The following is a 17,403-nucleotide window of genomic DNA, read 5'->3' on the forward strand; positions in this document are numbered from 1 at the left end:
ATGTTCAGTCGCAGACGGGGGATGGAGACGGCGGGAAGCGCCAGTCCCCAGACATCCGCGACACTGATGCTTCCTCATACGGCGCGGCTGCTCAGCTGCCGGGTTCTCGACACGGTCCACCAGCCCGTCCGGCAGGCCAAGTTCGAGGTGACCGACCCGATAGGCCGACGGATCGTCAGCGGGGAGACCGACCCGTACGGCGGGTTCACGGCGGCGGTGCCGGCGGGCGAGTACAGGCTGGCCGTCACGGCCGAGGGCTACGCGCCCTTCCACGGGGCGACGCTGGTGGGGGATCCGGCGCAGCCCGGCACCGGGGAGATCATCCTGGACCCGGTGGATCCGCCGCTGCTGCCGCAGCCGGGTCACTGGGAGCTCGACCGGGCACACTCGTCGATCGGGTTCTCGGCCCGGCACATCGGCTTCGCCCGGATCAACGGCCGGTTCAACACCTTCGCCGGTGCGGTGCGGATAGCCGAGCGCATGGAGGACTCCTCCATGCACGTGATCATCGACGCGACGAGCATCGACACGGGGCTGCGGATGCGGGACGACCACCTGCGCTCCGCGGACTTCCTGGACGCGGCCCGCCACCCGACGGTGGAGTTCTACAGCGAGCGGTTCATCCACCGCAGCGGCAGCCGCTGGTCCGTGGCGGGCGCTCTCACCCTCCACGGGGTCAGCCGGTCCGTCACCCTGGACACCCAGTACCTGGGCCTGGGCACGGGCCTGGAGGGCGAACCGAGGGCGGCCTGCCGGGCGACGGCCGAACTGAACCGCGAGGACTTCACGCTGAACTGGCAGTCGATGCTGGCGCACGGGATCGCGGCGATCGGTTCGAACGTGGAAGTGGCCCTGGACATGCAGGTCGTGCACAAGACCTGACCCGGGGGCCGACGACTACGGGGCTTCGAGCCAGCCGTCGTAGTCGGCGGCGAGCTCGTCCAGCGCCGTGGCGTCCAGCCGGTCGTTCGGGTCCTCGAGGACCACCAGCCACTGGGCGTCCTCGGCGTCGTCCTCGCCGGCGAGGGCGTCGCGGACCAGCTGTGGTTCCTCCGGGAGGCCGAAGCGGTCGACCACCTCCCGCGCCACCTCCTCGGCGGTGTCGCGGTCGGGCAGGACCAGTACATGTCGCACGTTCACCCGGACATTCTCGGGTACGGGGGAGGGGGCCGGGGCGCGAGGGTCTGTCAGTGCGGCGTGGGATGCTGGAGGCGATGGCCACCAGGAAGAATTCCACCGACGATCTGCTCGCCCCGATCACCCTCGCGGTGGGGCAGGAGGACCTGCTTCTCGACCGCGCCGTGCGGGAGATCGTGATGGCGGCGCGGGCCGCCGACGTCGACACGGACGTGCGTGACCTCGCCTCCGAACAGCTCCAGCCCGGCACACTGGCCGAGTTGACCAGCCCCTCGCTGTTCTCGGAGCGCAAGGTACTGGTCGTACGCAACGCGCAGGACCTCTCGGCCGACACGGTCAAAGAGGTCAAGGCGTACCTCGAGGCACCGTTCGAGGAGATCGCCCTGGTCCTGCTGCACGCGGGCGGGGTCAAGGGCAAGGGCCTGCTGGACGCCGCGCGCAAGGCGGGCGCCCGCGAGATCGCCTGCCCGAAGATGACGAAGCCGGCGGACCGGCTGGCGTTCGTACGGGGAGAGTTCCGGACGCTGGGCCGTTCCGCCACGCCCGAGGCCTGCCAGACGCTGGTCGACGCGATCGGCAGCGACCTGCGGGAGCTGGCGAGTGCGGCGGCGCAGCTGTGCGCGGACGTCGAGGGCACGATCGACGAGGCCGTGGTCGGCCGCTACTACACCGGCCGGGCCGAGGCTTCGAGTTTCACCGTCGCCGACCGGGCGGTCGAGGGGCGGGCCGCGGAGGCCCTGGAGGCCCTGCGCTGGTCCCTGTCCACCGGGGTGGCCCCGGTCCTGATCACCAGCGCGCTGGCCCAGGCGGTACGGGCGATCGGGAAGCTGGCCTCCGCCCCGCGGGGGGCGCGTCCCGGGGACCTCGCGCGTGACCTCGGCATGCCCCCGTGGAAGATCGACCGGGTCCGGCAGCAGATGCGCGGGTGGTCGGCGGATGGTGTCGCCGACGCGTTGCGGGCGGTGGCCGAGGCCGATGCGGGGGTCAAGGGCGGGGGGGACGATCCGGAGTACGCGTTGGAGAAGGCGGTCGTCGCGATCGCCCGGGCCGCGCGGACCCGGAAGGGCTAGGGCCCGGTCCTGGCCCCCCGGCCCTGCCTTGGCCCTGGCCCTGCTCTCCCGGCCCTGGCCTGGTGTCCGTCCGTGAGGGGGCGGCCGGCAGCGGGGTGCGGGTGGTGGGCCCTGCGGGGCGGAGCCCCCTCCCCGCCCTTCCACCGTTCCCAGGGCCCGGCCCTGACCCGGTCCTCAAGCGCCGGACGGGCTGAAGAGACCCTGGGGCTCCGCCCCAGAGCCTGGTCCTCAAGCGCCGGACGGCTGGGTTGGCTGGGGTGGTCCCCGGACCGGGTCCACACGGGTGGGCCTCGGGGGCAAGGCGAAGGCCCCGGTTGCCGCCCTGGGGAAGGGTGGCGGCCGGGGCCTTCGGTCAATTCTTTGGGTGCGCCGCACGCGCGTGGCGAACGCTTCGTGTGCGGCGCGGGGTGCCGGTCGGGAGCGGGAGAGAGGGCCCGCTGGATCCTTGCCCGGCGATCACATCAGGGGCTCAGCCCTGAAGGGAGGCAACCTTGATCGCCAGCGCCGACTTCTTGTTGGCGGCGGCGTTCTTGTGGATGACACCCTTCGAGACGGCCTTGTCGAGCGCGCGGGAAGCGTCGCGGGAAGCCACGGTGGCCTTCTCGACGTCACCGGCGACAACGGCCTCGCGGGCCTTGCGGATCGCGGTCTTGAGCGAGGACTTGACGGCCTTGTTGCGCAGGCGCGCCTTCTCGTTCGTCTTGTTGCGCTTGACCTGGGACTTGATGTTCGCCACGAAAGAGCCTTTGCAGGTTCAGAGATTTGATCTTCGGATTGCGTCCCGTAGAGCTAGATGGGCACACGAGACACAGCTGCTCAGGCTACCAGCTGCCGTCCGACCGGCCCAAACCGAGCGCACTCCCCGGTTCATGGGACGATGGGAGTCTGCGTACAGATCCGACTTCGCGCAGACCGACGCCCACACTTCGTTCCGACTGCGACCCGAGAATCAGGACACTGCGTGCCCGCGATCCCCAGCCACGTGCCCGAGCCGAGCCGTACCGACCCGGCGCTGATCCGCAATTTCTGCATCATCGCGCACATCGACCACGGCAAGTCGACCCTTGCCGACCGGATGCTCCAGCTCACCGGTGTGGTGGACTCGCGGCAGATGCGCGCCCAGTACCTCGACCGCATGGACATCGAGCGTGAGCGCGGCATCACGATCAAGTCCCAGGCGGTCCGACTGCCGTGGGCGCCGAACACGGGCGAGGACGAGGGCAAGACCCACATCCTCAACATGATCGACACCCCGGGGCACGTCGACTTCACGTACGAGGTCTCGCGCTCGCTGGCCGCCTGTGAGGGCACGGTCCTCCTGGTGGACGCCGCCCAGGGCATCGAGGCGCAGACCCTCGCCAACCTGTACCTGGCGATGGAGAAGGACCTCGCGATCGTCCCGGTCCTGAACAAGATCGACCTGCCGGCCGCCCAGCCGGAGAAGTTCGCCGAGGAGCTCGCGAACCTGGTCGGCTGCCAGCCCGAGGACGTCCTGCGGGTCTCGGCGAAGACCGGGCTCGGCGTGGACGTCCTGCTCGACAAGATCGTCGCCACCGTCCCGGCCCCGGTCGGGCCGAAGGACGCCCCGGCGCGAGCGATGATCTTCGACTCGGTCTACGACTCGTACCGCGGTGTCGTGACCTACGTCCGTGTCGTCGACGGCCAGCTCAACAAGCGCGAGCGCATCCGGATGATGTCCACCGGCGCCACCCACGAGCTGCTGGAGATCGGTGTCTCCTCCCCGGAGATGACCCCGGCCGACGGCATCGGCGTCGGCGAGGTGGGCTACATCATCACCGGCGTGAAGGACGTCCGTCAGTCCAAGGTCGGTGACACCATCACCAGCCTGCACAACGGCGCGACCGAGGCCCTCGGCGGCTACAAGGACCCGCGCCCGATGGTCTTCTCGGGCCTGTACCCGCTCGACGGCTCGGACTACCCCGACCTGCGCGAGGCCCTGGACAAGCTCCAGCTCAACGACGCCGCGCTGGTCTACGAGCCGGAGACCTCGGCGGCGCTGGGCTTCGGCTTCCGCGTCGGCTTCCTCGGCCTGCTGCACCTGGACGTGGTCCGCGAGCGCCTGGAGCGCGAGTTCGGCCTCGACCTGATCGCCACCGCGCCGAACGTGGTCTACCGAGTCGTCCTGGAGGACGGCAAGGAGGTCACCGTCACCAACCCGAGCGAGTTCCCCGAGGGCAAGATCTCGGACGTGTTCGAGCCGGTCGTACGGGCCACCCTGCTCGCGCCCTCCGAGTTCATCGGCGCGATCATGGAGCTCTGCCAGCTGCGCCGCGGCACGCTCCTCGGGATGGACTACCTCTCCGAGGACCGCGTAGAGATCCGCTACACCCTCCCGCTCGCGGAGATCGTCTTCGACTTCTTCGACCAGCTGAAGTCCAAGACGCGCGGTTACGCCTCCCTGGACTACGAGCCCACCGGCGAGCAGGCCTCCGGCCTGGTCAAGGTCGACATCCTGCTGCACGGCGACAAGGTCGACGCCTTCTCCGCCGTTACGCACAAGGACGCCGCCTACGCCTACGGCGTGCGCCTGGTCGCCAAGCTGCGCGAGCTCATCCCGCGGCAGGCCTTCGAGATCCCGATCCAGGCCGCGGTCGGATCCCGCGTCATCGCCCGCGAGACCATCCGCGCCATCCGCAAGGACGTCCTCGCCAAGTGCTACGGCGGCGACATCTCCCGTAAGCGGAAGCTGCTGGAGAAGCAGAAGGAAGGCAAGAAGCGCATGAAGATGGTCGGCTCCGTGGAGGTCCCGCAGGAGGCCTTCATCGCCGTCCTCTCCAGCGACGAGTCCAGCGGCAAGAAGAAGTAGGCAGCCGGCAGGCATCGCAGACCAAGCAGGCCCCCGCGCTCCGGCGCGGGGGCCTGTTTCGTTATGAATCGGCTCCCCAGGGCCTCTTACGCGCCAGGCGGAGGGCCCCTAGTCTGATCACTGATCGTTGGTTACTCGCCAGTTACAAGCCTGACTCAGCCACCCACCCTGACCCACCACCGGTCAGTTCGCCCCTGTGATGAGCAGGCCCTGCCGCGTGGTCCGGAGGATGTCCGTGAGCGACACACAGACCTTGATCGAGAACCGCCCGCCCACCGTGGCGACCCTCTTCCTGGAGCGTGTCGCCGCCACGCCGAACGGCGAGGCCTACCGGTACCCGGTCCCCGCCGCCGACGGACAGGGCGGCCCGGACGAGTGGAAGTCGCTCAGCTGGGGCCAGGCCGCGGAGCGGGTCTTCGCCATCGCGGCCGGAATCATCGACCTCGGGATCCAGCCGGAGCAGCGCGTGGCGCTGTCCTCCAACACCCGGGTCGACTGGATCCTCGCCGACCTCGGCGTGATGTGCGCCGGCGGCGCCGTGACCACCATCTACCCGAGCACGAACGCCGAGGAGTCGGCGTTCATCCTCTCCGACTCCGAGAGCCGGATCCTGATCGCCGAGGACGCCGGGCAGCTGGCCAAGGCCCGTGCGCGCCGCGCCGACCTGCCCGAGCTCGCCCACGTGGTGGTCCTGGAGGCCGCCGACGCCGTCCCGGCCGACGGGGACCCCGAGGGCTGGGTGCTCTCCCTCGCCGACCTGGAGGCGCGCGGGCGGGAGTACCTCGCCAAGCACCCCGAGGTGGTCAAGGAGCGGATCGCGGCGATCACCGCCGACCAGCTCGCGACCCTGATCTACACCTCCGGTACCACTGGGCGCCCCAAGGGCGTACGGCTGGCGCACGACGCCTGGTCGTACATGGCCAAGGCCACCGTCGCCACCGGCCTGATCACCAAGGACGACGTCCAGTACCTCTGGCTGCCCCTCGCGCACGTCTTCGGCAAGGTGCTCACCTCCGGCCAGATCGAGGTCGGCCACGTCACGGCCGTCGACGGCCGCATCGACAAGATCATCGAGAACCTGCCGATCGTGCAGCCGACCTACATGGCGGCCGTCCCGCGCATCTTCGAGAAGGTCTACAACGGGGTCGCGGCGAAGGCCCGGGCCGGCGGCGGCGCCAAGTACAAGATCTTCCAGTGGTCCGCCGGCGTGGCCCGCGAGTACGCCAAGGTCACCCAGGACAACTTCCGCCGCACCGGCCGGGCGAGCGCCCCGGTCGGCCTCGCCACCAAGCACAAGATCGCCGACGCCCTCGTCTACTCCAAGCTCCGCGAGGCCTTCGGCGGCAACCTGCGCGCCGCCGTTTCCGGCGCCTCCGCCCTCGCCCCCGAGATCGGCTACTTCTTCTCGGGCGCCGGCATCCACATCCTGGAGGGCTACGGGCTCACCGAGTCCAGCGCCGCCTCCTTCGTCAACCCCGGCGAGGCCTACCGCACCGGCACCGTCGGCAAGCCGCTCCCCGGCACCGAGGTCCGCATCGCCGACGACGGCGAGGTCCTCCTGCGCGGCCCCGGCATCATGCAGGGCTACCACGGGCAGCCCGAGAAGACCGCCGAGGTGCTGGAGGCCGACGGCTGGCTGCACACGGGCGACATCGGCGAGCTGTCCGCGGACGGCTACCTGCGCATCACCGACCGCAAGAAGGACCTGATCAAGACCTCGGGCGGCAAGTACGTCGCCCCGGCGGAGATCGAGGGCCAGTTCAAGGGGCTCTGCCCGTACGTCTCCAGCATCGTCGTCCACGGCGCCGACCGGAACTTCTGCTCCGCGCTCATCGCCCTCGACGAGCCCTCCATCCTGGGCTGGGCCGCCGACAACGGCCTGGAGGGCAAGACGTACTCCCAGGTCGTGGCCGCCCCCGAGACGCAGCGGCTCATCGAGACCTATGTCCAGACCCTCAACGAGGGCCTCCAGCGCTGGCAGACGGTCAAGAAGTTCCGGCTCCTGCCGCGCGACCTCGACGTGGAACACGGCGACCTCACCCCGAGCCTCAAGCTGAAGCGGCCGGTCGTCGAGCGAGAGTTCAAGCACCTCATCGACGAGATGTACGAGGGCTCCCGGGAGGCGTAGGTCGTCTCTTTCCCGAGCCCGTAAACGACCTTGGGGCAGTGCGGGACAATGGGCCCATGCCTTCCGCACTGCCCGACGGTGAACCCATGCCCGAAGACGGCTCGCTGCCGCTCCACGCCCTGGCGGGAGCCGAAGAGCGGCCGCTCGGGTTCTACCTGCACGTTCCGTACTGCGCCACGCGCTGCGGGTACTGCGACTTCAACACCTACACGGCCACCGAGCTGCGGGGCACCGGCGGTGTGCTCGCCTCCCGGGAGAACTACGCCGACACCCTGATCGACGAGGTCAGGCTGGCCCGCAAGGTCCTCGGCGACGACCCCAGGGCCGTACGGACCGTCTTCGTGGGCGGCGGCACGCCCACACTGCTGCCCGCCGGCGACCTCGTACGGATGCTCGCGGCGATCCGCGAGGAATTCGGGCTGGCCGAGGACGCCGAGATCACCACCGAGGCCAATCCCGAGTCGGTGAACCCGGAGTACCTGGCGGAGCTGCGCGCGGGCGGCTTCAACCGGATCTCCTTCGGCATGCAGAGCGCCAAGCAGCACGTCCTGAAGGTGCTCGACCGCACCCACACCCCCGGGCGGCCGGAGGCCTGCGTCGCCGAGGCGCGGGCGGCGGGCTTCGAGCACGTGAACCTGGACCTGATCTACGGGACTCCGGGGGAGTCCGACGAGGACTGGCGGGCGTCGCTGTCGGCGGCGCTGGGCGCCGGGCCCGACCACATCAGCGCCTACGCGCTGATCGTGGAGGAGGGCACCCAGCTCGCCCGCCGGATCCGGCGGGGCGAGGTCCCGATGACGGACGACGACGTCCACGCCGACCGGTACCTGATCCTCGACGCGGTGATGGCCGAGGCGGGTTACTCCTGGTACGAGGTCTCGAACTGGGCCACGTCCGAGGCCGGGCGCTGCCTGCACAACGAGCTGTACTGGCGCGGGGCCGACTGGTGGGGGGCCGGGCCCGGGGCGCACTCGCACGTGGGCGGGGTGCGGTGGTGGAACGTCAAGCATCCGGGCGCGTACGCGGCGGCGCTGGCCGAAGGCCGCTCCCCGGGCGCGGGTCGTGAGCTGCTGTCCTCGGAGGACCGGCGGGTGGAGCGGATCCTGCTGGAGCTTCGGCTCGTGGACGGGGTACCGCTGTCCCTGCTCGCGCCGGCCGGGCTCGCGGCGTCCCGCCGCGGCCTGGCGGACGGGCTGCTGGAGCCGGGGCCGTACGAGGCCGGGCGGGCCGTGCTGACCCTGCGGGGGCGGTTGCTGGCCGATGCGGTGGTCAGGGACCTGGTCGACTGACGCTGGGGTGTCGCCTCAAGCGCCGGCGGGGCTGAGGGGTCGCCTCAAGCGCCGGCGGGGCTGGAGGGTGGCCGGGAGGCGGTGGAGGGTCATGCCGTGACGTGGTCGATGAGGTGTTCCACCGCGCCCAGGAGGGTGGGCTCCAGGTCCTTGTACGAGGTCACGCGGGACAGGATGTGCTGCCAGGCGGCGCCCGTGTTCTCCGGCCAGCCCAGGGCGCGGCAGATGCCCGTCTTCCAGTCCTGGCCGCGCGGGATCACCGGCCAGGCCGGGATGCCGAGCGCGGACGGTTTCACGGCCTGCCAGACGTCCACGTACGGGTGGCCCACGATCAGGACGTGCGGGGAGGTCACGGAGGCCGCGATGCGGGATTCCTTCGAGCCCGGCACCAGGTGGTCCACCAGGACACCGAGGCGGGCGTCCGGGCCCGGGGCGAAGTCGGCGACCACCGACGGGAGGTCGTCGATGCCCTCCAGGTACTCCACCACCACGCCCTCGATCCGCAGGTCGTCGCCCCAGACCCGTTCCACGAGTTCGGCGTCGTGGCGGCCCTCCACGTAGATCCGGCCCGCCCGGGCCACCCGCGCGCGGGCCCCGGGCACGGCCACCGAGCCGGAGGCCGTACGGAGCGGGGCCGAGGGGGCGCGGACCGGCCGGGTCAGGGTCACTACCGCGCCGTCCAGGAGGAAACCGCGGGGCTCCAGGGGGAACACCCGGCGCTTGCCGAAGCGGTCCTCCAGGGCGACCGTGCCCGCCTCGCAGGCCACCACCGCGCCGCAGAAGTCCGTACCCGCCACCTCGATCACCAGGCCGGGATCGGCCGGCACCTCCGGGACGGTCTTGGCGCGCTTCCACTGCGGGGTCAGGTCGGGGGAGTACTCACGCATCCGGCCGAGGGTAGGAGAGCGGGCCGTCTCAGGTGTCCGACACGCCGAAACGGGCCGCCAGTGTGTCGCGTTGGGCACGCACGAAGGTCGCGTCGACCACCGCTCCGTGACCCGGGACGTACAGAGCGTCGTCACCGCCCAGGGCGAGGAGCCGGTCCAAGGCCGCCGGCCACTGCCGGGGCACGGCGTCCGGGCCCGCCAGTGGCTCGCCCGATTCCTCGACCAGATCGCCGCAGAAGACCACCTCGCGCGCTCCGGGCACGAAGGCGGCCAGATCGTGCCGGGTGTGCCCGGGGCCCACGTTCGCCAGCAGCACCTGCACCCCGCCCAGGTCGAGCGTCCACTCGCCCGACACCAGGTGCCGGGGGACCACCAGCAGGTCCGCCGCCTCGGCGGCCTCGGCCTCCGCCAGGCCCTGCTGGACCGCGTCGGCCCGCAGGCCGTCCCGGTCGGCCACCAGCTGGGTGTCCAGCCCGACCGGACCGTAGACCTCCGCTCCCGCGAACGCCGCACCGCCCAGCACGTGGTCGAAATGTCCGTGTGTGTATGCGAGATGGGTCACGCGCCGCCCCGCCAGCCGCTCCGCCTCGACCCGCACCTGCGCGCCTTCCCGCAGGCAGGACCCGGGGTCGATCAACAGGGCCGAATCCTCACCCACCACCAGTCCCACGGTGCAATCCCATACCGGCAGGCGCCGCCTGCCGGCCCGTTCGGAGAGCCGTTCCCAGCCCGCCTCTTCCCAATGCACGTCCATGCGGCGACGCTACCTTGGCGGGCCGCCCTTGCTACGGGTGGACTACCCCGCCGTACACTGACCGGGGGTTCTCTGGCACTCGAACGCGCGGAGTGCCAGAACGGCCCGACGCAACGACGGAAACGATGGAGGTGTGCGCCATGCTCAGCGAACGCAGACTCGAAGTGCTGCGCGCCATCGTCCAGGACTACGTCGGGACGGAGGAGCCGGTCGGCTCCAAGGCGCTCACCGAGCGGCACCGGCTCGGCGTCTCGCCGGCCACCGTGCGCAACGACATGGCCGTGCTGGAGGACGAGGGCTACATCGCACAGCCCCACACCAGCGCCGGCCGGATCCCCACCGACAAGGGCTACCGCCTCTTCGTCGACAGGCTCGCGGGGGTCAAACCCCTGTCGACGCCCGAGCGCCGGGCCATCCAGAACTTCCTCGACGGGGCCGTTGACCTCGACGACGTCGTCAGCCGGACCGTACGGCTGCTCGCACAGCTGACCCGGCAGGTCGCGGTCGTCCAGTACCCGAGCCTGACCCGTTCCACCGTCCGGCACGTGGAGCTGCTCCCGCTGGCCCCGGCCCGCCTGATGCTCGTCCTCATCACGGACACCGGCCGGGTTGAGCAGCGGCTCGTCGACTGCCAGACCCCCTTCTCGGACATCTCGCTCGCGGACCTGCGGGCCCGTCTCAACAGCCGTGTCGTCGGCCGCCGGTTCACCGATGTGCCGCCGCTGGTGAAGGATCTTCCGGAATCCTTCGAGAACGAGGACCGGGTGACGGTGAAGTCCGTCCTCGACACCCTTCTCGAAACGCTGGTGGAGGAGGCGGAGGAGCGGCTGATGATCGGCGGCACCGCCAACCTCACCCGCTTCGGACACGATTTTCCCCTGACGATCAGGCCGGTGCTCGAAGCGCTGGAGGAGCAGGTCGTGCTCCTCAAGCTGCTGGGCGAGGCCAGTGAGTCGGGAATGGCCGTAAAGATCGGGCATGAGAACGCCTACGAGGGACTGAACTCCACGTCCGTCGTCTCGGTCGGCTACGGTTCGGGCGGCGAAGCAGTCGCCAAACTCGGCGTGGTCGGACCGACCCGCATGGACTACCCCGGAACGATGGGAGCGGTACGCGCAGTGGCACGTTACGTCGGACAGATCCTGGCGGAGTCGTAAGTGGCCACGGACTACTACGCCGTTCTCGGCGTGCGCCGCGACGCATCGCAGGACGAGATCAAGAAGGCATTCCGGCGGCTCGCACGCGAGCTGCACCCGGATGTGAACCCCGATCCCAAGACGCAAGAGCGTTTCAAGGAGATCAACGCCGCCTACGAGGTCCTCTCGGACCCGCAGAAGAAGCAGGTCTTCGACCTCGGCGGCGACCCGCTGTCCTCCTCGGGCGGCGGCGGCGCGGGCGGCTTCGGGGCGGGCGGCTTCGGCAACTTCTCCGACATCATGGACGCCTTCTTCGGCCAGTCCTCGCAGCGCGGACCGCGCTCGCGGACCCGCCGCGGCCAGGACGCCATGATCCGCCTCGACCTGGAACTGGACGAGGCCGCCTTCGGCACGACCAAGGACATCCAGGTCGACACGGCCGTCGTCTGCACCACCTGCTCCGGCGAGGGCGCGGCCCCCGGCACCTCGGCGCAGACCTGTGACATGTGCCGCGGCCGCGGTGAGGTCTCGCAGGTCACCCGGTCCTTCCTGGGCCAGGTCATGACCTCGCGGCCCTGCCCGCAGTGCCAGGGCTTCGGCACCGTGGTCCCGACCCCGTGCCCCGAGTGCGCGGGCGACGGCCGGGTCCGCTCCCGCCGCAGCCTCACCGTCAAGATCCCGGCCGGCGTCGAGAACGGCACCCGCATCCAGCTCGCGGGCGAGGGCGAGGTCGGCCCCGGCGGCGGCCCCGCCGGCGACCTGTACGTGGAGATCCACGAGCTGCCGCACTCGACCTTCCAGCGGCGCGGGGACGACCTGCACTGCACGGTCACCATCCCGATGACCGCGGCCTCCCTGGGCACCAAGTGCCCGCTGGAGACACTGGACGGCCTGGAGGAGATCGACATCCGGCCCGGCACCCAGTCCGGCCAGGCGATCCCCCTGCACGGCCGGGGCGTCACGCACCTGCGCGGCGGCGGACGCGGCGACCTGATCGTGCACGTCGAGGTCACCACCCCCAGCAAGCTGGACGCCCCGCAGGAGGACCTGCTGCGCCAGCTGGCGAAGCTGCGTGGTGAGGAACGCCCGACGGGCCAGTTCGCGCCGGGCCAGCAGGGCCTGTTCAGCCGGCTGAAGGACGCCTTCAACGGGCGCTGAGCCAAGCGCGCAGCAGCGTACGAGCACATCTGCGAGCCCGGTCCGGGGATGCCCCGGACCGGGCTCGCGGCATGCCCGAAGGCGGTATCCGGGCAACCCGTGAAGGGGACTATGCCAGGCGAATGCGGTGATTCGGTCCCGTGAGCGGGACATGGCACGATGCAGCTCATGTCCTCCGCACCGAACGGTCTCTTCGCGTACCCGATCGTGCAGGCGCCCATGGCGGGCGGCGCGTCCTGTCCGCCGCTCGCCGCCGCCGTGTGCGAAGCGGGCGGGCTGGGGTTCCTCGCCGGCGGCTACAAGACCGCCGACGGCATGTACCAGGAGATCAAGCGGCTGCGTGCGCTCACCCGGCGCCCCTTCGGAGTCAACCTCTTCCTGCCGCAGACCGGTCACGTGGACCCGGCCGCCGTCGAGGCCTACCGGGGGCAGCTCACCAGCGAGGCCTGCTGGTACGAGATCTCCCTCGCCGACGAGGACATCATCGGCACGAGCGACGACGGCTACGACGCGAAACTGGCCATTCTCATCGAAGACCCGGTACCCGTGGTCTCGTTCACCTTCGGCCTGCCCTCGCCCGCGGCTTTCACCTGCCTGCGCAACGTCGGAACGTACACGATCGCCACCGTGACCTCCGTCGAAGAGGCCCGCGCGGCGCAGGCGGCCGGCGCCGACGCCGTCTGCGTCCAGGGCGTGGAGGCGGGCGGCCACCAGGGCACCCACCGCGACGACCCGCAGGCCGACGGGACGGCCGGAGTGGGCCTGCTCGCCCTCGTCGCGCAGGTACGCGAGGCCGTGGCGCTCCCGATCATCGCGGCCGGCGGCCTGATGCGCGGTTCGCAGATCGCCGCGCTGCTGGCCGCGGGCGCGGAGGCGGCGCAGCTCGGCACGGCCTTCCTGGCCTGCCCGGAGTCCGGCGCGCACCCCCTGCACAAGAAGGCGCTGACCGACCCGATGTTCGTCCGGACGGAGTTGACCCGGGCCTTCTCGGGCCGGCCGGCCAGGGGGCTGGTGAACCGGTTCATGCGCGAGCACGGCCCGTACGCCCCGGCCGCCTATCCGCAGGTCCACCACCTGACCGCGCCGCTGCGCAAGGCCGCCGCCGCGGCCGGGGACCCGCAGGGCATGGCCCTGTGGGCGGGCCAGGGGCACCGGCTGGCGCGGGCGCTGCCGGCCGGGCAGCTGGTGGAGGTGCTCGCGGCGGAACTCGCCGCGGCCCAGAACGCGTTGAAGACAATGCAGATGAGGAGTGCGTCATGACCGCCCCGGTGTTCGTGGTCGAAAAGGTTCCCGCGGGGCCGGAGTTCGTCCTGGACGGATCCGAGGGCCGCCACGCGGTCTCCGTGAAGCGGCTGGGCCCCGGCGAGGCCCTCGTCCTGACCGACGGCCGGGGCGGCTGGGCCGAGGCCGTCGTGACGGCCGCCGAGGGCAAGGACCGACTCCTCGTCTCCGTGACCGGGGCCTTCGAGGAGGCGGAGCCGGCCGTCCGGATCACCGTCGTCCAGGCTCTGCCCAAGGGCGACCGGGGCGAGGTCGCCGTCGAGACCATGACGGAGACCGGCGTCGATGCGATCGTGCCCTGGCAGGCCTCGCGCTGCATCACCCAGTGGCGCGGCGACCGGGGTGCCAAGTCCCTCGCGAAGTGGCGGGCCACCGCCCGGGAGTCCGGCAAGCAGTCCCGCCGGGTCCGCTTCCCCGAGGTGGCGGAGGCGCTGTCCACCAAGCAGGTAGCGGCGCTCCTCGCCGAGGCCGACCTCGCGGTGGTCCTGCATGAGGACCGGGACGCGCCCTCGGGCGCGCTGGCCACCGCGCAACTGCCCGCCGAGGGCTCGATCGTGCTGGTGGTCGGCCCCGAAGGCGGGGTCTCCCCGGACGAGCTCGCCGCCTTCGCCGAGGCCGGCGCCCACCCGTACCGGCTGGGCCCCTCGGTCCTGCGCACCTCCACGGCGGGCACGGCCGCGGCGGCGGTCCTCCTGGCGCGGACGGGACGCTGGTCCTGACCGGTCCGACCGGCGGCGGTGGATACGATGCCGGGAACGATCACATGTCACGAAGGGCTCAGCACATGGCCGGGGAACCACAGGCCGACTGCCTGTTCTGCAAGATCGTCGCGGGGACCATCCCCGCGACCGTCGTCCGGGAGACGGACACGACCGTCGCCTTCCGCGACATCAACCCGCAGGCGCCCACCCACGTCCTCGTCATCCCGAAGGCGCACTACCCCGACGCCGCCTCCCTCGCGGCCGCGGAACCCGGGATCGCCGCCGACGTCCTGTGCGAGGCCGGCCGGGTGGCGGCCGAGGAGGGGCTGGCCGAGAACGGCTACCGGCTCGTCTTCAACACCGGCGCCGGCGTCGGCCAGGTCGTCTTCCACGCCCACGCCCACGTCCTCGGCGGCCGCGGCTTCGAATGGCCCCCGGGATAAACCGTGTCCGCACGCGAATTCGTGGTCCTCGGCACCGCCAGCCAGGTGCCCACCCGCCAACGCAACCACAACGGCTACCTGCTGCGCTGGGACGGCGAGGGAATCCTCTTCGATCCGGGCGAGGGCACCCAGCGCCAGATGCTCCGCGCCGGGGTGGCCGCGCACGACATCAACCGGATCTGCATCACCCACTTCCACGGCGACCACAGCCTCGGCCTCGCCGGGGTGATCCAGCGGATCAACCTCGACCGGGTCCCGCACCCCGTCACCGCCCACTACCCGGCCTCGGGGCAGAAGTTCTTCGACCGGCTGCGGTACGCCACGGCCTACCGCGAGACCGTCCAGCTGGCGCAGGAGCCGGTGGCCGAGGACGGGATCCTGGCGCGCGCAGACGCGTACACCCTGGACGCCGTGCGGCTTTCGCACCCGGTGGAGTCCTTCGGCTACCGGATCACCGAGCCCGACGGGCGCCGGATACGGCCCGAACTCCTCGCACGGCACGGCATCAAGGGACCGGACGTGGGCCGGATCCAGCGCGAGGGCAGTCTCGGCGGGGTCACCCTCGAGGAGGTCAGCGAGGCGCGCACCGGCCAGCGGTTCGCCTTCGTGATGGACACCCGGCTCTGCGAGGGCGTCGAGGCGCTCGCGGCGGGCTGCGACATGCTGGTGATCGAGTCGACGTTCCTCGACGAGGACGTACGCCTGGCCACCGACCACGGGCACCTCACCGCCGGTCAGGCCGCCCGGGTGGCACGGGACGCGGGCGTACGGCACCTCGTGCTGACCCACTTCTCGCAGCGCTACACCGACCCGTCGGAGTTCGAACGCCAGGCCCGCGCGGCCGGCTTCGAGGGCGAGCTGACGATCGCCGCCGACCTCGTACGGGTTCCCGTGCCGAAGCGGGCCTAAGGCGGGCCCCGGGGGCCGGCTCCGGCCCCCGGCCCCTGCCTAGAACCCGGCGCCGATCCGCCGCCGGGCCCGCTCGCGGCCCCGGTGGGCCGCCGCCGGGGAGGGCAGCAGCACCCGGAGCGGGGGCAGGCGCAGCGGGCGGGCGGTGCGGGCGCGGATCCCGGTGAGTGCCACGACCTCCAGCTCCTGCGCGCCGACCCTCGGCACCGAGCCGGCCGGAGTCCCCGCTCCGGCGGCGAGCAAGGCCGCCGGGGCCCCGCCGCGCCGGCGCACCGAGCCGGGGGTCAGCGGGCGTCCGCCGAGGTGGAGGGCGACCCCGGCCATCGGCCCGGCCACGGCCAGCAGCAGGCCCCCGAGGATCAGACCCATGCCGGGGAACCCCGCATCCTCGGCGAGCAGGCTCCCGGTGACGGGCCCGCAGGCCACGCCGAGCGAGGACGCGGAACCGGCCAGGACGGCCCAGCGCCCGCGCGGGTCGAGGGCGGCGGCGAGGCCGATCGCGTAGGAGAGCACGACGGGGTACGCGGCGTTCCACAGGATCTCCCCGGCCGCGAAGGAGCCCAGGTCCCGCGCGTGCGAGGCCAGCACCACGCAGCAGGCGATGACCGCCGTGCCCACGCCCACCGGAACCGCCCGCCCGAGCCGGGACCCGAGCGCGGAGGCCGCGGTGACCCCGAGCAGCCCGGCGCCGAGCGCGACCGCGAAGACCATCCCGAGGGTGACCTCCGACAGGCCCGCCTGCTGCGCGCCGATGCGTCCGCTGACGCCCCACAAGGCGTTCTGGGCCAGCGACCACAGCATCAGGGACCCGGCCAGCACCATCCCGGCGCGCGGGTACGGCAGCCGGCCGGCAACCCGTCCGGCCCGGCCGGCGGCGCCGTCGGCGCGGTCCGCGGGGTTCGCGGGGTCCGTGTGGTCCGTGTGGTCCGTGTGGCCGGCCGCGCCGAGGCGGCCCGTCGCCGGCCAGCACACCAGGGCGATCAGGGCGATCGCCGCGAACGGCAGCCAGTGCCCGCCGCCGAGCCGCGGCAGGGCCAGGTACAGGGCCCCGGCGGTCGCCGACACCGACAGCAGCCCCAGCGCGGAGGTCCGGTGCGGGTCGCGCTGCGCCGCGATCCCCGAGGCGGCCACGGCGGTGGCCGTGCCCGAGCCGAGGCCGCCGACGACGGCGCCGGCGATGACCAGCGGGAGGTACGGGGTGGCGGCTGCCGTGCCGTACCCGAGGACGGCGAGCAGCAGCCCGAGCCGGGACAGCGAACCCGGCCCGTGGCGGGGGATCTGGGAGGCGAGGGTGAATCCGGCGGCGGCCGAGCCGAGCAGCAGGGCCGAGCCGATCAGTCCGGCCTGCGCGGGGCTCAGCGGGAGGTGCGCGTCGAGCCGGCCGACGAGGGTCGGCAGCAGGTACGGGGCGACGTAACCGGAGGTGAAGAGTGCGACGAGCGGCCAGGCGGCGGGCGGCGCGGGGGTGCGGTCGGGCACGGGTTTTTCCTGGTGGTGCTGGTGGAGCGTGAGATTCCGCAAGAGCGCGGGGCTCATATTTACCAAGCGGCCCAAACTCCCGAGAAGGGCGTCCGGGCGGTGATCTGCGTCACACTGTATTCCGGGTCCTCCCGGGCGGGAGGGCCTGACGGCGGAGATGGGTTGAGCCCAGTGGAGAGACGTGGGTCAGCCGAGTGAAGAAAC

General features: G+C 71.9%; 16 protein-coding genes. 11 read left to right on the forward strand and 5 right to left on the reverse strand.

From position 1 onward, the window contains the following. Positions 1 to 21 precede the first annotated feature (21 nt). Positions 22 to 882 carry a YceI family protein gene (locus OTB20_RS05420; protein WP_267815599.1) on the forward strand — a complete coding sequence of 287 codons (861 nt, stop codon included), beginning with the start codon at positions 22 to 24 and terminating at the stop codon, positions 880 to 882. 15 nt (positions 883 to 897) lie between these two features. Here the strand turns inward: OTB20_RS05420 and OTB20_RS05425 are convergent, their stop codons facing one another. Beyond that, entirely contained in the window at positions 898 to 1,140 is a 243-nt protein-coding gene (locus tag OTB20_RS05425; protein WP_267753270.1) for a hypothetical protein, read from the reverse strand. Positions 1,141 to 1,214: 74 nt separating this feature from the next. On the opposite strand from OTB20_RS05425, the gene holA reads away from it, so the two are divergent. Continuing rightward, complete coding sequence (gene holA, locus OTB20_RS05430; RefSeq protein ID WP_267815600.1) at positions 1,215 to 2,207, forward strand: DNA polymerase III subunit delta; 993 nt, start codon at positions 1,215 to 1,217, stop codon at positions 2,205 to 2,207. A gap of 469 nt (positions 2,208 to 2,676) precedes the next feature. Here holA and rpsT read toward each other — a convergent pair whose 3' ends face one another. Beyond that, positions 2,677 to 2,943: a 30S ribosomal protein S20 gene (gene rpsT / locus OTB20_RS05435; protein WP_112449264.1), complete on the reverse strand. Its 267-nt coding sequence runs from the start codon at positions 2,941 to 2,943 to the stop codon at positions 2,677 to 2,679. 225 nt (positions 2,944 to 3,168) lie between these two features. Here rpsT and lepA point away from each other — a divergent pair, with 225 nt between their 5' ends. From lepA to hemW, 3 genes are all read left to right on the forward strand, one after another. After that, a complete protein-coding gene (gene lepA / locus OTB20_RS05440) occupies positions 3,169 to 5,034 on the forward strand; it encodes a translation elongation factor 4 (protein ID WP_267815445.1) in 1,866 nt (621 codons plus the stop codon). Between the two features lie 235 nt (positions 5,035 to 5,269). Then, the gene (locus tag OTB20_RS05445) at positions 5,270 to 7,162 is read left to right on the forward strand and encodes an AMP-dependent synthetase/ligase (RefSeq protein ID WP_267815446.1); all 1,893 of its coding nucleotides are present in this window, start codon (positions 5,270 to 5,272) and stop codon (positions 7,160 to 7,162) included. A gap of 56 nt (positions 7,163 to 7,218) precedes the next feature. Next, the gene (gene hemW, locus OTB20_RS05450; protein WP_267815447.1) at positions 7,219 to 8,451 is read left to right on the forward strand and encodes a radical SAM family heme chaperone HemW; all 1,233 of its coding nucleotides are present in this window, start codon (positions 7,219 to 7,221) and stop codon (positions 8,449 to 8,451) included. 89 nt (positions 8,452 to 8,540) lie between these two features. On the opposite strand, the gene OTB20_RS05455 is transcribed toward hemW, so the two are convergent. Further along, complete coding sequence (locus OTB20_RS05455; protein ID WP_267815448.1) at positions 8,541 to 9,338, reverse strand: DUF3097 domain-containing protein; 798 nt, start codon at positions 9,336 to 9,338, stop codon at positions 8,541 to 8,543. Between the two features lie 28 nt (positions 9,339 to 9,366). After that, positions 9,367 to 10,092 (reverse strand): MBL fold metallo-hydrolase, encoded by a 726-nt coding sequence (locus OTB20_RS05460; RefSeq protein ID WP_267815449.1) that lies wholly within the window; start codon positions 10,090 to 10,092, stop codon positions 9,367 to 9,369. A 140-nt stretch (positions 10,093 to 10,232) separates the two neighbouring features. On the opposite strand from OTB20_RS05460, the gene hrcA reads away from it, so the two are divergent. The 6 genes from hrcA to OTB20_RS05490 all read left to right on the forward strand — a co-directional run bounded on the left by hrcA (position 10,233) and on the right by OTB20_RS05490 (position 15,720). Then, positions 10,233 to 11,249, forward strand: coding sequence for a heat-inducible transcriptional repressor HrcA (gene hrcA / locus OTB20_RS05465; RefSeq protein ID WP_267815450.1), 1,017 nt, complete (start codon positions 10,233 to 10,235; stop codon positions 11,247 to 11,249). After that, the gene (gene dnaJ / locus OTB20_RS05470) at positions 11,250 to 12,386 is read left to right on the forward strand and encodes a molecular chaperone DnaJ (RefSeq protein ID WP_267753280.1); all 1,137 of its coding nucleotides are present in this window, start codon (positions 11,250 to 11,252) and stop codon (positions 12,384 to 12,386) included. A 168-nt stretch (positions 12,387 to 12,554) separates the two neighbouring features. Further along, positions 12,555 to 13,646: a nitronate monooxygenase gene (locus tag OTB20_RS05475; RefSeq protein ID WP_267815451.1), complete on the forward strand. Its 1,092-nt coding sequence runs from the start codon at positions 12,555 to 12,557 to the stop codon at positions 13,644 to 13,646. Then, on the forward strand, positions 13,643 to 14,386 hold the full coding sequence (locus OTB20_RS05480; RefSeq protein WP_267815452.1) for a 16S rRNA (uracil(1498)-N(3))-methyltransferase: 744 nt from the start codon (positions 13,643 to 13,645) through the stop codon (positions 14,384 to 14,386). Before OTB20_RS05475 ends, OTB20_RS05480 begins: the two co-directional genes overlap by 4 nt. Before the next feature lie 65 nt (positions 14,387 to 14,451). After that, complete coding sequence (locus OTB20_RS05485; protein ID WP_267815454.1) at positions 14,452 to 14,811, forward strand: histidine triad nucleotide-binding protein; 360 nt, start codon at positions 14,452 to 14,454, stop codon at positions 14,809 to 14,811. 3 nt (positions 14,812 to 14,814) lie between these two features. Beyond that, positions 14,815 to 15,720 carry a ribonuclease Z gene (locus tag OTB20_RS05490; RefSeq protein ID WP_267815455.1) on the forward strand — a complete coding sequence of 302 codons (906 nt, stop codon included), beginning with the start codon at positions 14,815 to 14,817 and terminating at the stop codon, positions 15,718 to 15,720. Positions 15,721 to 15,759: 39 nt separating this feature from the next. Here the strand turns inward: OTB20_RS05490 and OTB20_RS05495 are convergent, their stop codons facing one another. Next, positions 15,760 to 17,199, reverse strand: coding sequence for an MFS transporter (locus tag OTB20_RS05495; RefSeq protein WP_267815456.1), 1,440 nt, complete (start codon positions 17,197 to 17,199; stop codon positions 15,760 to 15,762). Between the last annotated feature and the right edge of the window lie 204 nt (positions 17,200 to 17,403).

It is taken from the genome of Streptomyces sp. H27-H1 (genome assembly GCF_026627445.1).
In the GTDB taxonomy this organism is placed as follows: Bacteria; Actinomycetota; Actinomycetes; order Streptomycetales; family Streptomycetaceae; genus Streptomyces.